The sequence below is a fragment of the Chromohalobacter sp. HP20-39 genome (genome assembly GCF_033052815.1).
In the GTDB taxonomy this organism is placed as follows: domain Bacteria; phylum Pseudomonadota; class Gammaproteobacteria; order Pseudomonadales; family Halomonadaceae; genus Chromohalobacter.
Genome location: NZ_JAWHTP010000003.1, coordinates 301,671 through 316,377, shown reverse-complemented (window position 1 = coordinate 316,377; position 14,707 = coordinate 301,671). Strand labels below are relative to the sequence as shown.

The window sequence follows — 14,707 nt, the reverse complement described above, 5'->3', positions numbered from 1 at the left end:
AGTGAATGCGGATCAATTCGCGTTGCGGCCTTTTGCCGCCGCGATGCGTAAACGCAAGGCATTGAGCTTGATGAAGCCTTCGGCGTCTTTCTGATCGTAGGCGCCTGCATCGTCCTCGAAGGTCGCGATGGAAGCATCGAACAACGACTCCTCAGACTTGCGTCCGACCACGGTGGCGCTCCCCTTGTAGAGCTTCATGCGTACCACGCCGTTGACGTTGCCTTGGGTCTCGTCGATGGCCGCCTGCAGCATCTTGCGCTCCGGGCTCCACCAGTAGCCGTTGTAGATGACCTCGGCGTACTTGGGCATCATCTCATCCTTGAGGTGAGCCGCTTCGCGGTCGAGCGTCAGTGACTCAATGGCGCGATGGGCGCGCAGCATGATGGTACCGCCCGGGGTTTCGTAACACCCACGCGACTTCATGCCCACGTAGCGGTTTTCGACGATATCCAGACGCCCGATGCCGTTGTCGCCTCCAAGCTTGTTGAGCTTGGAAAGCACTTCATGGGGCTTGAGCGGCTCACCGTCGATGGCGACGACATCGCCTTTTTCGAAGGTCAGCTCGATATAGGTCGGCGTCTCCGGCGCGGCCTCCGGCGACACGCTCCAGCGCCACATGTCCTCTTCGGCTTCCGCCCAGGGATCCTCGAGAATGCCGCCCTCGTAAGAAATGTGCAGCAGGTTCGCGTCCATGGAATACGGCGATTTCTTCTTGCTCTTGGAGAAGTCGACCGGAATGTCGTGCTTCTCGCAATAATCCATCAACTTCTCGCGTGAGTTGAGATCCCACTCACGCCACGGGGCAATCACCTGGACGCCGGGCTTCAATGCATAGGCGCCGAGCTCGAAGCGTACCTGATCGTTGCCCTTGCCGGTGGCGCCGTGGGAAATGGCATCGGCGCCGGTCTCGTTGGCGATCTCAATCAGACGCTTGGCGATCAACGGCCGCGCAATGGAGGTCCCCAGCAGATATTCGCCTTCGTAGATCGTGTTGGCGCGGAACATCGGATAAACATAGTCGCGCACGAACTCTTCGCGCAGATCTTCGATGTAGATTTCCTTGACGCCCAGCGCCTGTGCCTTGGTGCGCGCCGGTTCGACCTCTTCGCCCTGACCGATGTCGGCGGTGAAAGTCACCACCTCGCAATCGTAGGTTTCCTGCAACCACTTGACGATGACGGACGTATCCAGGCCGCCGGAATAGGCGAGGACGACCTTGTTCACATCGGACATGCGGGACTCCTGAAAAGATGGATATTGATCGAATGATTTGGCTGCGTGAACACAGCAAGAAAACGTCCCCCGAGTATAGCGCCGAGTGAGGCTGACGAACACCGAGCGGCGGGACGTAGAGGGGCGAAAATGCTACACTCGACGCCACTTTGTCGCCCCCAACCGGGTATGGCGACGCTATCGAGACTGCATCAGGATGGGAGCAAAAGCATGAGCGACGGCCAGGCACGCGATTTGATGGCTCAACGTTTTCGAGGCTTTCTCCCTGTCGTTGTGGATCTAGAGACCGGTGGCTTCAATGCCCAACGAGACGCCCTGCTCGAAGTCGCTGCCGTGACCCTGACCATGGACGAGCTGGGCAACCTGATGCCCGATGCCACGCACGCCTTCCACATCAAACCCTTCGAAGGGGCCAATATCGAGCAGGCCGCGCTGGATTTCACCGGCATCGATCTCGACAGTCCGCTGCGCCAGCAGGTGGCGTTGAACGAGCACGACGCCCTGGGCGAAATCTTCAAGCCGGTGCGCAAAGCCATCAAGGCCAACCAATGCACCCGTGCGGTTTTGGTCGGCCATAACGCCGCTTTCGATCAAGGCTTCCTGAACGCTGCCGTCGAGCGCAATGGCATCAAGCGCAACCCTTTTCATCCGTTTTCGTGTTTCGATACCGCCACGCTCGGCGGCTTGATCTACGGCCAGACCGTGCTGGCACGCGCCTGCCGTGCGGCGGGCATCGAGTTTGACAACGCCTCGGCACATTCGGCCCGTTATGATACCGAACGCACCGCCGAGCTATTCTGTGCCATGGTCAACCGCTACAAGGATCTCGGCGGCTGGGAGCTGGCCCAGAAGGAACAAGGCATGGACGAAGACTGACGCAACACGTCGTCACGTGATTGCCCTTCAAACGAAAGCCCCGCCGATGTTCATCGACGGGGCTTTGCGATGCGCCCGGCGCGCTCTCGAAGAAAGCGCGCCGGGCTCAACGCCTCACTCCTGTTCGGTTTCGGCGTTGGCGGCAGCTTCCTTCACCAACTTCTCCAACTCACCGCTTTCGTGCATCTCTACGATGATGTCGCAGCCGCCGACCAGCTCGCCATTGACCCACAGCTGCGGGAAAGTCGGCCAGTTGGCGTACTTGGGCAATTCGGTGCGGATGTCCGGATTGTCGAGAATGTTGACGAAGGCGAAACGCTCACCGCACGCCATGACCGCCTGCACGGCCTGAGCGGAAAAGCCGCACTGCGGCAGCTGGGGTGTGCCTTTCATGTAAAGCAGTATCGTGTTTTCGCCGATTTGCTGCTGGATGTTTTCGAGAGTCGTACTCATCTCAGTGTCCTCACGCGGGCGGTTTGCCATTTGCTGGCGCCGCCGCAATACGTCGGGTGAATGTACGTCCATTCTACTGATGGCGAGCGCCGAAAACAGCCCTCGCAACGCCAACACTCTTGATATCGACAATTGCGCCTTCTCGGCAGCCTGGCTAGGATGGTCGACTTTCCGCACGGCCCGCATGTCGCCCTTGCAAGGCCGAGCGTCGCAGAAAGCCGGGCCTCGGGGCGCGTCTTGGCTGTTACGCTCACACGCTTTCGTCGGTGGGCGTCGTCGCCCTGATATGCCGTGGATCACATACGAAAGTGGATCACATATGAAAGGAGCGTCGCCATGGCCACACGCCATTTCTTGACCTTGCTCGACCTGTCACCCGAGGAACTCAACCACCTCATTCAGCGCGCGATCACGATCAAGAACCGTCTCAAAGCGCAAGGGCCGACCTATACCCCCTTCACCAATCGCACCCTGGCGATGTTCTTCGAGAAGTCCTCGACGCGCACGCGGGTTTCCTTCGAAACCGCCATGGCGCATTTCGGCGGCCATGCGCTCTTCCTCTCGCCGCGCGATACGCAACTCGGGCGCGGCGAGCCGATCGGCGATACCGCGCGCGTGCTCGCCGAAATGGTGGACATCGTCATGATCCGCACCTTCTCGCATGCCGGACTCGAGGAATATGCCGCCGCCAGCCAGGTCCCGGTCATCAACGCACTGACCGACGACTATCATCCTTGCCAGTTGCTGGCCGATGTCATGACCTGGACCGAATGCCGTGGGTCGGTGAAGGGCAAGACCGCGGTCTGGATCGGTGACGGCAACAACATGTGCCATTCGTGGATCAATGCCGCACGGCAGTTCGATTTTCAACTGCGCGTCTGCTGCCCACCGGGTTACGAGCCGGATGCCGATCTCGTGGCGGCCGCCGACGATCGCGTGGAGATATTGCACGACCCTCAGCAGGCAGTACAAGGCGCGGAGCTGATCACCACGGATGTCTGGGCCTCGATGGGTCAGGAAGAGGAACAAGCCAAGCGCGAGCGAGACTTCACTGGCTTCCAGGTCACCGAGGCATTGCTCGACCGCGCCGCCAATAGTGCGCTGTTTCTACATTGTCTACCTGCGCATCGCGGCGAGGAAATCAGTACTACTCTGCTCGACGATCCGCGTGCGGTGGTATGGCAGGAAGCCGGCAATCGCTTGCACGCTCAGAAGGCCTTGATCGAATTCCTCCTGCTCGGCAAGGTCGACGAATAACCCACCGACATGCCAGCACCGTCGCAAGAAGCGATGCCGCCTGAGCGGCATCGCTTCTTTTCTTTTCCCGACATCCTGTCTTGCCTCGCGCCATGACCGCTAGACTGCCCTTCCTGTAACTTCACTACCATGGCTGCACTCCACCCGATACCCCGCTTCACGACAAAACCGCTCGCTGGAGCGCTTCTAACGCCCCGCAATCGTTGATTTTTTACTACCCGGGCGTCGCCAATGTCTACGTTGACGCAACCCCGCCAAACGCCGACTTTTCTCTTTACGAGCTCCGTGCTCACAGGCTTCGTGCCTTGCCGTCACCGCACGGCAGATATGCCTTTCTTTCATCGAGTCGAGACTACGGCAGGAGAACAGCATGTTCCTTATCGAACAACGCGACAACGAACGTACCATCGAATGCCCGGCGTGCAGCGTCAGCGAGACAACCACTGACGACGAGCGCCTGCAAGCCTTCGAAGAACGCCATGCCGAGGGCGGCATGCAATACCGGTGTCTGGAATGCGGCGCCAGCGGCCCCGCCAGCCCTTGAAGAAAGACATTGCCAACGACCGCTTGACGTTGAGCAACATACGAAAAAGCCGCCGACGCAATGCGTCGGCGGCTTGATATCAGGCGGATCTGGTGGAGCCTAGCGGGTTCGAACCGCTGACCTCAACACTGCCAGTGTTGCGCTCTCCCAACTGAGCTAAGGCCCCATATCGATATCGCATCGTACGATGCGTTTTTCTACTTACCAAGGGATATATCCGCAACAGCGCCCTTGGAACGCTGCGTATACTACGACTGCCATCCATCCATGTCAATGCGTGCGGGCCATGTGCCAAGGCCGTTCGGCGCTGCTGCCGAGCATCGCGCGAAAGTGCAAAACCCACGGCAGCATAAAGCCAACATTGCTGTTAAGTTGATTGAGGATGTCACATAGCGCATGAAGCTGAAGCGTTACATAATGGCCGCAACATAAGGCCACCATGACCACTATGTCGTTAACCGGCGATTGATTGCAGGAGTTCCCTTGATCAAGGTTCTTGTCGCTGATGATCACCATCTGGTGCGTACCAGCATTGCCCGAATGCTGGATTCCGAAGACGGTTTGCAGGTTATCGCCGAAGCCGTCGATGGCGAAGAAGCCGTCAACATGGCACGTGAATTGCGCCCCGATATCGTTCTGATGGATATACGCATGCCCGGTATCGGTGGGCTCGAGGCCACGCGCAAGATCATGCGCGGCATGTCGGATATCAAGGTCGTGATCGTGACAGCATTTCTCGAAGAAGCGTTTGCCCAGCGTCTCATGGACGCCGGCGCCGCCGGGTTCATCAGCAAAGGCACGGAGCTCGATGAAATGGTTCGCGCCATCCGCGCCATCTTCGGAGGGCAGCGCTACATCAGCCCGGATATCGCCCAGAAAGTGGTACTTTCTAAAATGGGTGCGCAGGACAACCCTTTCGATCAGCTCTCGCATCGTGAGCTGCAGGTGGCGATGATGATCGTCAACTGCCAGAAGGTCAGCGATATCTCCGATCGACTCTTCCTGAGCCCCAAGACCGTCAATACATACCGCTACCGCATTTTCGAGAAGCTCAATGTGCAATCCGATGTCGAGCTTACCCATCTGGGATTGCGTTTCGGCTTGATAGACGGTTACGAGGCCTCCTGATAGAGGGGATCGCTGGCGCGCCTCAACGCAGGTCTCCGGCGCCCCCTTCCCTTTGATACACTAGCGGACATGACCGATTCAACGAATGCCCCGCGCCCATGAGCTTCGATGCCAAGCACTTCCTCAAGACGGTTTCCGAGTCGCCCGGCGTGTACCGCATGCTGGATACCGATGGCCAGATCTTGTATGTAGGCAAGGCCAAACGGCTCAAGGCACGTCTCGCCAGCTATTTCCGCGGTGCGCTCAATACCAAGACGCAAGCCCTGGTCGGACGTATCGCAGATATTCAGGTCACCATCACGCGCACCGAGACCGAGGCGCTGCTGCTCGAGCAGACGCTCATCAAGGAGCAACGACCGCCGTACAACATCCTCCTGCGCGATGATAAGTCCTATCCGTTCATCTTCGTCTCGGATCGCCATCCCTATCCCGCACTCGAATTCAAACGCGCGCGCGGGAAACGCGGCGACGGTCGCTACCTGGGCCCTTTCCCCAGCACGACCGCCGTCCGCGAAAGTCTATCGTTGGTGCAGAAGATATTTCGCATCCGCAATTGTGAGGATAGCGTCTTCGCGCATCGTACCCGGCCTTGTCTTCAGTACCAGATACAGCGCTGCAGTGCGCCCTGTGTCGACTATATCGGCCACGAGGAATACCAGCGCGACATCGATCACGCCATCATGGCCCTGGAGGGGCGCAGCGAGCAGGTGACCGCGCAGCTCACCCAGGACATGGAAGCCGCCAGTCAGGCGCTGGACTTCGAGGAAGCAGGGCGCCTTCGCGATCAGATTCAGCAACTGCGCCGCCTGCAGGAGCGCCAGATCGTCGATACCGGCGACGGCGATGCCGATATCTTCGCTCTTGCCGAACGCCCGGGGGGCGTATGCATCAGCGCGCTGAGCGTACGCGGCGGACGCATGCTCGGGGCACGCCACCACATGCCGCAAAATGGCCTGGACCTCGCGGCAGAAGAACTGCTCGGCGCATTCATCAGCCATTATTATCTGGGCCATGACCGTGACATTCCCGACGAGGTCATCACGGCCCTGCCGCTGACCGATGCCGAGGTCATCCAGGCCGCACTCTCAGAACGCGCCGGCAAACGCATCCGCGTGGCGCATCAGGTACGCGGCCACCGCGCCCAATGGCTGCGCCTGGCCGGCACCAACGCCGAGCAACACCTCACCAGCCAGTTGGCCAACCGCTCACAGTTGGCCAAACGCTTCGACGCTTTGCGCGAAGCGCTCGATATGCAGGAAACCCCGACACGCCTGGAGTGCTTCGACATCAGTCATAGCCATGGTGAGGCGACAGTCGCCTCGTGCGTGGTGTTCGATCAGGACGGACCGGTCAAGTCCGATTATCGACGTTTCAATATCGAAGGCGTTGCGGCGGGCGACGACTACGCAGCGATGCAGCAAGCGCTGACACGCCGCTATAAACGTCTCATCCAGGACGAAAGCAAACTGCCCGACGTGCTTATCGTCGATGGCGGCAAGGGGCAGCTCAACATGGCACGTGCGGTGCTTGAGGATGTCGGCATCATGAGCACTCGCCTGCTCGGCGTCGCCAAAGGCACGACACGCAAACCCGGCCTCGAGACATTGTTTCTGGAGACCGTCGACAATGCCCTATCGCTCGACAGCGCCTCTCCCGGGCTACACCTGATTCAGCATATCCGCGACGAGGCACATCGCTTCGCAATTACCGGACATCGCCAGCAACGCGACAAGCAGCGCCGTACCTCGACCTTGCAGGACATCCCCGGTGTCGGCCCCAAACGCCGCCGGGAACTGTTACGCTTCTTCGGTGGGCTTCAGGGCGTCCGTCAAGCCAGCCGCGATGAATTGGCTCGCGTGCCCGGCATCAGCGCCCAAATGGCCACGACCATTCATCAGGCCTTGCATGGATGAGTCATGGGCGGAAAGATAGAATGGCAAGACGATCTCATTCACCAGTCAGGACTTACATCGCTCGATGAACATCCCCAATCTATTGACGCTTGCTCGCATCGTGTTCATTCCCTTGCTGGTGATTGCCTTCTACCTCCCCTACGCGTGGAGTCTTCTCCTATGTGCGGGGTTGTTCGGGTTCGCCGCCATAACCGACTGGCTCGACGGCTACTTGGCACGCCGCTGGGATCAAAGCACGCCGTTCGGCGCCTTCCTCGACCCGGTGGCGGACAAACTCATGGTCGTTGTCGCACTCGCTCTGCTGATCGAGCGTTTCGACGCCGTGTGGCTGACGCTACCGGCATTGGTCATCATCGGCCGGGAAATCGTCATCTCGGCGCTACGCGAGTGGATGGCCGAACTCGGCAAGCGTGGCAGTGTTGCCGTCTCCTGGATCGGAAAGCTCAAGACCACCCTGCAGATGGTCTCACTGTTACTGTTGCTCGGCTTCGCACCTGGCACGATGATCGCCAACCTCGGCGTTGTCCTGCTTTATGTTGCCGCCGCGCTGACGCTGTGGTCGATGTTCCAGTACCTGCGCGCAGCGTGGCCGGAATTGACGCGCTCCATGTGAGCATTATTTTACTTCGAAGAGGCACATAAACGTTTGACATTCACAGGCTTATCTCTATAATACGTCCTCGAGTTCAGCGGGAATAGCTCAGTGGTAGAGCATCGCCTTGCCAAGGCGAGGGTCGCGAGTTCGAATCTCGTTTCCCGCTCCAGAACTTAGTAGTATTGGAACGGTCAATGAAGGTCGCGAGCTGGAACGCCAGTCCGATCGAATCTCGTTTCCCGCTCCAAACTCGAACGTTGATCGTTCTTAAACGAGCTCAACAAGGCTGGATGGCAGAGTGGTGATGCAGCGGACTGCAACTCCGTGTACGCCGGTTCGATTCCGACTCCAGCCTCCATTTCTTCTGCGGTGTTCCCCTTCCGTATCCGTTAGCCCGGATGGCGAAATTGGTAGACGCAAGAGACTTAAAATCTCTCGGTGGTAACACCGTGCCGGTTCAAGTCCGGCTCCGGGCACCAGTAGAATAAAGCGCTTGGCGCCCTCTCCTACTGTGTATTTCTATCGGTAACTCTCTAAAGCATCTACATAGTGGACACCCTGCACTTGGTCTCAGTGCGCCGGCATACCCGCGAGATGGCTGGAGCTCGGTGAGGCGACCGTGGTATGCCAGATGGACTGACGCCCACGCCCATCCGCCAACGCCATGAGCCCATCCAGATCGTCGATTCTGACCTCTCGCCCCTTTGCCGTGAGCAACTCCAAGTCTTGGAAACGCCCCAACAGCCGACTCACCGTTTCGACCGCCAATCCCAGATAATTTCCTATATCGCTACGCGACATGGAAAGGCGAAAGCAGAACGGCGAGTAACCTTGTTGTCGAAAACGCGTCGACAAGGCAAGAAGAAAGCTTGCCAAGCGCACATCCGATGTCCGATTGAGAAACAAGCGTATCATCATGCGCTCCTGATGCAGCGCGCGACTCATCACCCGCAGAAAGCAACCGTTCATGCCCAGCTCACTCGGTCTCCTTTGAGCAAGTTCTTCGAGCGCTTCAGGCAATATTTCGCAGACGGATGTCGTTTCCAATGCCTGCGTCACCCCCGGATGAAAACCACTACTGATGGCATCAAGCCCCACCACTTCGCCCGGCAAATAAAATTGGGTAATGTGCTCTTCATTGGTGATATCACGATAGACTTGCTTCAAGCTTCCGCAGCGAACGATATACAGGCTCTTGAATTCTTCGCCTTGTGCGAATAGCGTTTGCCGCTTCCGCAAAGGCGACACCTGCCGGCTGATGGTACTGAACGTCTCCAGCTCACCCACCGACAAAGGCGCTGGTAAGCACATGCTGCTCAGGCGATAAGTTGGCGTCGGGTGCTCGGACTGCGCCGCAAAACGAGAAGCTTTATATTGTGATGTCATCGTAGACTCCCTGCGTCTGAATCGAGCTTTCAGTATGCGTTAGAGTCTTTTTGAGAACAGTTTGATATTCGCGTTTACATGTCTGGTTTTTCTCATGCCAAATGCGAATTACCTCGTAGCATGACACTCATCAAAGTAATGTGAGGTAACTCGCACTAGACTGTTTTACCCTCGCCAAAAAACCCTTACATCGAGGCGAGACGCTCTTTATCGTAAGCGCCGGACATCCGTACCAACGCCAACGCTTGCTCTCGGGAAGCGACCCGTTCGACGCGCACGAGTTCGTCGTCCAAGCGCACCGACTCCCCAGTGCGTTCGGCCAGCATCGACTCGAGCGTTTTCGTATCCAGCTCATCCTCGAAATGCAGTGTATCCACCTGCGCGGTATCGCGACTCGGCAAGTAGATCGTGCCATTGGAAAAGTCGATGGCGTAGGCGATGACGCCGGGGATGATATAAAACAGCAGTCCCACGCCATCGGCGATCGCCACGGCGGGATCGATACGTCCACTGGGCTGACCCTTGCGCTCGGGATAGAACACGGTCCCGCAACCTGACAGCATCGTAATCGTGGCAACGATGGTCAGTCCTGCAATCCAGCGACGAGACTGGAGAACTCTAAGGTCGTGCATGGTACTCATCACTTTATCCTCTTACCCTAGTCATCGACGTTTGAAAGCCAAGGCGACGTTGCTCATCATTCGGGGCATTACGCGCGTAAGCATATCGCAAACTTCGCGGCAACGTGAGACCGCCCTCGCGAGGCTCACCATCCGCCCCGTCGCTCCAGAAAGACCCAACGCGCATCGCTTTTGCCGCGCTCACGCCTTGACCGTACAATAGCTTCATTTGCCGCGCCGCTTCAGGGCGACGCGATGTTAAGCCTCGAATCCAAGGAACCGCTTGTCCATGCGCGCCAGTCAATTGTTGCTCTCCACCCTCAAGGAAACCCCTGCCGATGCCGACATCGTCAGTCATCAACTAATGCTACGTGCGGGCATGATCCGCCGCCTGAGCTCGGGGCTCTATACCTGGCTGCCCTTGGGACTGCGCACGCTTCGCAAAGTCGAAAACATCGTACGCGAGGAAATGAACCGCGCTGGCGCTCAGGAAGTCCTGATGCCAGCGATCCAGCCGGCGGAGCTGTGGCAGGAGTCAGGCCGCTGGGACCAATACGGCAACTTGCTGCTGCGCATTCGTGACCGCCATGATCGCGACTTCTGCTATGGACCGACGCACGAGGAAGTGATCACCGACCTGGTGCGCAACGAGATTCGCTCCTACAAGCAGGTCCCCTCCAACTTCTATCAGATCCAGACCAAGTTCCGCGACGAGACACGCCCGCGCTTCGGCGTCATGCGCGCCCGCGAGTTCATCATGAAGGACGCTTACTCCTTCGATATCGACCAGGCCGGTCTACAGCGCTCCTACGACACGATGTATGACGCCTACATGCGCATCTTCACGCGCCTGGGGCTGGATTTCCGCGCCGTGGAAGCCGACAACGGCGACATCGGCGGTACCGGCTCTCACGAGTTTCAGGTGCTGGCCGATTCCGGTGAGGACGCGGTGATTTTTTCCACGTCGTCCGACTACGCGGCCAACATGGAAAAAGCCGAGGCACTCCCCGCCCCGCTGGGGGAGACACCCGAGCGCGCCGCCCCCCAGGAGGAACTGCGCCTAGTCGACACGCCCAATGCACGCACCATCGCCACCCTGGTCGAACAGCATGGTCTGCCCATCGAGAAGACCATCAAGACGCTAATGGTGCACGCCGCCGAAGGTGGGCTTGTCGCCCTGTTGGTGCGTGGTGATCACGAACTCAACGAGGTCAAGGCCGAGAACCTGCCCGAGGTCGCCGCCCCCCTGACCATGGCCAGTGAAGCGGAAATTCGCCAGACGGTGGGCGCCGGCCCCGGCTCGCTGGGACCGGTCAATCTGGACATGCCGCTGATCATCGATCGCAGCGTGGCACTGATGAGCGACTTCGGTGCCGGTGCCAACATCGATGGCCAACACTATTTCGGCATCAACTGGGAGCGCGACGTTGCCCTGCCCAAAGTGGCCGATCTGCGCAACGTGGTCGAGGGTGATCCCTCGCCGGACGGCCAGGGCACGCTGTCCATCGCACGCGGTATCGAAGTCGGTCATGTCTTTCAATTGGGAACCAAATATTCCACAGCGATGAATGCCACCGTGCTCGACGACAATGGTCAGGCAGTTCCATTGCTGATGGGCTGCTATGGCATTGGCGTTACGCGCGTGGTGGCCGCCGCCATCGAGCAGAATCACGATGCCGGAGGCATCATCTGGCCAAATGCCATCGCCCCATTCGAAGTCACGCTGGTGCCTATGAACGCCCATAAGTCGGAACGCGTTCGCGAATATGCCGAAACGCTCTATCAGCAGTTGAACGATGCCGGCATCGACGTTCTCATCGATGATCGCGACTTGCGTCCGGGCGTCAAATTCGCCGATCAAGAGCTCACCGGGATTCCTCATCGCGTCGTGATCGGCGAGCGTGGGCTGGATAACGGTGAACTGGAATACAAAGGACGCCGCGATAGCGAGGTCACCATGGTGCCCGCCGACACGATGCTCGATTTCCTGCGCCAACGCCTGACCTGCTGAACACCACTCGGGCGTGCCCAACGTGGCACGCCCGGAGCCCGTGCATACATTTCTTAGTGATTGTAAAACACGCCATTGGAGTAACAGCGCCGAGATCACGGCTATTGCTTGCGATCCTCGACCTCGGAAGCTGTCACGTCTGCCGCCAGTGGATGACCCTTAGCAAGTTCGGCGCGTCTCGCCGGGCGAACATCGAGAATGTCGACATGAAACACGAGGGCCTGCCCCGCCAGCGGATGATTGGCATCCACCGTCACCTGCGTATCGTCCGCCTCGATCAGGGTCACCGTACGCGGCCCATCAGGGCCCTGCGCCTGAAAACGCATGCCCGGTAATAACTCTTCAACGCCGGGAAAGGCCGTGCGCGCCACCGTCTGCACGAGATCGGGCGCATGCTCCCCATAGGCTTCTTCGGGCGTTAGGTTGATCTCGTGGGTACCGTCATCGGAAAGCCCCTCCAACGCCGCTTCCAAACCGGGGAGGATATTGGCATGGCCATGCAGATATTCGAGCGGTTCCTCGCGACGACGCGAATCGTCGAGCACATGTCCGGCCGAGTCGCACAACACATAATGCAGGCGAACGACATGTTGCGGCGAGATGGTCATGAAAACTCCTGGTGTTACAGCATTGAGCGACGTGTCATGTCATGCGGCGTAGATTGCCCACTGGCAACTCGAGGCGCTGCTGATGATGCAGCATATTGAGCAGGACGATAGCGCGCTCTTCGCCCTTCTGAGTCTCGAACACCGCCTTGAGCGCCTGAAAGGGACCTTCGGTGATTTCGACGATTTCACCCGGGCGAAAGTAGACGTTGCCCGCTTCACGCAACGCCTCGTCTCGCTGGGCGTGGGCGACCAGCATCTCGACCAAGGCGTCCGGCACGGGCAACGGCTCGTCACCGAAAGCGACCAGCTTCAATACGCCCCGAGTAGAACGGATGGGGCGCCAATTGCTGGCCAGCCGATCGAGGCGAATGAACAAATAATGAGGAAACAAGGGCTCGGCAAGCCAGACCAACTTGTTACGACGTTTCTTCTGTACCTCGAGTACCGGATGGAAGACACGATAGCCTTGATTGGTCAGGTGCTCGCTGGCACGGAAGGATTCCCCACCCTTGCACTGCACCACATACCAACGCGGGCAGGCGGCCGCGTCGTCGAACGCGTTTGGATCGAGCTGATCGGTCATGTCCTCTAGCCTTCATCGTCGGGGTATGCCACGGTACGCAACCTGCATTTCTGCCCCTTGCCTGACGGTGCGGGGCATTGCCGTGCAAACGCTACAGTCTAGCATTGTGCCGGATTCATGTCCGAGCCGCACCGGGCGGCTCGCTCACGGGAGGAACCGATGACTCACGATGTCGCACACCGCCGCTGGCGCGATGCCTTGGCGGTTTATCTGCAGGCACCGGTCATCACCATGCTGTTTCTCGGCTTCGCCGCCGGCCTTCCCTTCCTGCTGGTGTTCTCGACGCTCACGGCCTGGCTACGCGATGCCGGGGTAGAGGTCGCCGCCATCGGGTTCTTTTCCTGGATCGGTATTCTCTATTCGATCAAGATCGTCTGGGCACCGGTCGTCGACCGTATCGCCCTGCCCGGCTTGGGACGCTGGCTCGGTCAACGCCGCAGTTGGATGCTCTGCGCCCAGTTGACGATCGCCGCAGGGTTGCTGGGCCTCGCCGCTCTCTCGCCGCCTGGGCATCTCATCCCCATCGCCGGCCTGGCCTTGTTGATTGCTTTTGGGTCAGCGACACAGGATATCGTCATCGATGCCTATCGCATCGAGTCCGCCGAGGAGAGCGTGCAGGCCGCCATGGCCTCGACCTACATCATCGGCTATCGCGGTGGGCTGCTCGCCGCTGGTGCTGGGGCGCTTTACATCGCCGACGCGGTCTCCTGGCATGCCGCCTACGCGTGCATGGCCGCGCTTGTCGGGGTCGGCATAATCACCACGCTGGTGAGGCCGGAGCCGCAGCGTTCGACGCTTGGCATCCAGCTCGCCAGCGAACCACGCGTTCGCGCATTCCTGCACCAGCATCGGCACACGCCTCGGCGGCGGCGACGCTTCGGCGCCTGGGTCATCGGGGCCATCGTCTGCCCCTTCACCGATTTCTTCGCCCGTCACGGACGCACGGCTTTATGGTTCTTGCTGTTCATCGGCCTCTACCGCATCAGCGACCTGGCGATGGCCGCGATGGCCAACCCGCTCTATATCGACCTGGGCTTCAGCCTCTCCGAAATTGCCAATGTGACCAAGGTGTTCGGCATCGCCATGAGCATCCTCGGCGGCGTGGCCGGCGGGCTACTGGTAGTGCGCTTTGGACTGGGGCGGATGCTGGTGGTGGGCGCCCTGGCGACCGCCGTCACCAACTTGATGTTCGTGGCCCTGGCCAACGCGGGGCACAACTTCCCCATGCTGGTCATGACCATCATGAGCGACAACCTCGCCAATGGTCTGGCGAGTACGGTGTTCATCGCCTTTCTATCGAGCCTGACCTCACGTGCCTACACGGCAACGCAATATGCCTTGTTCTCATCGCTGATGACGCTGCCCGGCAAGTTTCTCGGTGGCTTCTCGGGACTGGTGGTGGAGGGCGTCGGCTACACGGGCTTCTTTACCGTCAGCGCGGCCTTGGGCGTGCCCGCCGTGCTACTCGCACTCTGGCTCGCTCGCACTCAGCGCTGAGCG

14 protein-coding genes and 4 tRNA genes are annotated in these 14,707 nt (G+C 59.3%); 11 read left to right on the top strand and 7 right to left on the bottom strand.

Features of this window, described 5'->3' with window-relative positions; all coding sequences use genetic code 11:
• Nucleotides 1-12 precede the first annotated feature (12 nt).
• On the bottom strand, nt 13-1,233 hold the full coding sequence (locus RVY79_RS08105; RefSeq protein WP_246894185.1) for an argininosuccinate synthase: 1,221 nt from the start codon (nt 1,231-1,233) through the stop codon (nt 13-15).
• Nucleotides 1,234-1,443: 210 nt separating this feature from the next.
• Here RVY79_RS08105 and rnt point away from each other — a divergent pair, with 210 nt between their 5' ends.
• A complete protein-coding gene (gene rnt / locus RVY79_RS08100; protein ID WP_317463604.1) occupies nt 1,444-2,109 on the top strand; it encodes a ribonuclease T in 666 nt (221 codons plus the stop codon).
• A 114-nt stretch (nt 2,110-2,223) separates the two neighbouring features.
• Here rnt and grxD read toward each other — a convergent pair whose 3' ends face one another.
• On the bottom strand, nt 2,224-2,562 hold the full coding sequence (gene grxD, locus RVY79_RS08095; protein WP_317463602.1) for a Grx4 family monothiol glutaredoxin: 339 nt from the start codon (nt 2,560-2,562) through the stop codon (nt 2,224-2,226).
• Nucleotides 2,563-2,898: 336 nt separating this feature from the next.
• Between grxD and argF the strand changes: the two genes are divergently transcribed.
• A complete protein-coding gene (gene argF / locus RVY79_RS08090; RefSeq protein WP_317463601.1) occupies nt 2,899-3,819 on the top strand; it encodes an ornithine carbamoyltransferase in 921 nt (306 codons plus the stop codon).
• Between the two features lie 370 nt (nt 3,820-4,189).
• Nucleotides 4,190-4,363, top strand: coding sequence for a hypothetical protein (locus tag RVY79_RS08085; RefSeq protein WP_317463600.1), 174 nt, complete (start codon nt 4,190-4,192; stop codon nt 4,361-4,363).
• Nucleotides 4,364-4,453: 90 nt separating this feature from the next.
• Here the strand turns inward: RVY79_RS08085 and RVY79_RS08080 are convergent.
• Nucleotides 4,454-4,529, bottom strand: a tRNA-Ala gene (locus RVY79_RS08080).
• 317 nt (nt 4,530-4,846) lie between these two features.
• Here RVY79_RS08080 and uvrY point away from each other — a divergent pair.
• From uvrY to RVY79_RS08050, 6 genes are all read left to right on the top strand, one after another.
• On the top strand, nt 4,847-5,491 hold the full coding sequence (gene uvrY, locus RVY79_RS08075; protein WP_317463599.1) for a UvrY/SirA/GacA family response regulator transcription factor: 645 nt from the start codon (nt 4,847-4,849) through the stop codon (nt 5,489-5,491).
• A gap of 98 nt (nt 5,492-5,589) precedes the next feature.
• On the top strand, nt 5,590-7,404 hold the full coding sequence (gene uvrC, locus RVY79_RS08070; RefSeq protein WP_317463598.1) for an excinuclease ABC subunit UvrC: 1,815 nt from the start codon (nt 5,590-5,592) through the stop codon (nt 7,402-7,404).
• A 64-nt stretch (nt 7,405-7,468) separates the two neighbouring features.
• Complete coding sequence (pgsA, locus tag RVY79_RS08065; RefSeq protein WP_317463597.1) at nt 7,469-8,017, top strand: CDP-diacylglycerol--glycerol-3-phosphate 3-phosphatidyltransferase; 549 nt, start codon at nt 7,469-7,471, stop codon at nt 8,015-8,017.
• 76 nt (nt 8,018-8,093) lie between these two features.
• Nucleotides 8,094-8,168 (top strand) — tRNA-Gly (locus RVY79_RS08060).
• 115 nt (nt 8,169-8,283) lie between these two features.
• Nucleotides 8,284-8,357, top strand: a tRNA-Cys gene (locus RVY79_RS08055).
• A 34-nt stretch (nt 8,358-8,391) separates the two neighbouring features.
• A tRNA-Leu gene (locus RVY79_RS08050) sits at nt 8,392-8,478 on the top strand.
• A gap of 91 nt (nt 8,479-8,569) precedes the next feature.
• On the opposite strand, the gene RVY79_RS08045 is transcribed toward RVY79_RS08050, so the two are convergent.
• Together RVY79_RS08045 and RVY79_RS08040 are read right to left on the bottom strand one after the other, a co-directional pair.
• A complete protein-coding gene (locus RVY79_RS08045) occupies nt 8,570-9,385 on the bottom strand; it encodes a helix-turn-helix domain-containing protein (RefSeq protein ID WP_317463596.1) in 816 nt (271 codons plus the stop codon).
• A 185-nt stretch (nt 9,386-9,570) separates the two neighbouring features.
• A complete protein-coding gene (locus RVY79_RS08040; RefSeq protein ID WP_317463595.1) occupies nt 9,571-10,026 on the bottom strand; it encodes a hypothetical protein in 456 nt (151 codons plus the stop codon).
• Nucleotides 10,027-10,294: 268 nt separating this feature from the next.
• Between RVY79_RS08040 and RVY79_RS08035 the strand changes: the two genes are divergently transcribed.
• A complete protein-coding gene (locus RVY79_RS08035; RefSeq protein WP_317463594.1) occupies nt 10,295-12,016 on the top strand; it encodes a proline--tRNA ligase in 1,722 nt (573 codons plus the stop codon).
• Nucleotides 12,017-12,117: 101 nt separating this feature from the next.
• On the opposite strand, the gene RVY79_RS08030 is transcribed toward RVY79_RS08035, so the two are convergent.
• Nucleotides 12,118-12,624 (bottom strand): peptidylprolyl isomerase, encoded by a 507-nt coding sequence (locus tag RVY79_RS08030; protein WP_317463593.1) that lies wholly within the window; start codon nt 12,622-12,624, stop codon nt 12,118-12,120.
• A gap of 34 nt (nt 12,625-12,658) precedes the next feature.
• Complete coding sequence (rfaH, locus tag RVY79_RS08025; protein WP_317463592.1) at nt 12,659-13,207, bottom strand: transcription/translation regulatory transformer protein RfaH; 549 nt, start codon at nt 13,205-13,207, stop codon at nt 12,659-12,661.
• Between the two features lie 159 nt (nt 13,208-13,366).
• Between rfaH and RVY79_RS08020 the strand changes: the two genes are divergently transcribed.
• Nucleotides 13,367-14,704: an AmpG family muropeptide MFS transporter gene (locus RVY79_RS08020; RefSeq protein WP_317463591.1), complete on the top strand. Its 1,338-nt coding sequence runs from the start codon at nt 13,367-13,369 to the stop codon at nt 14,702-14,704.
• Nucleotides 14,705-14,707: the final 3 nt, after the last annotated feature.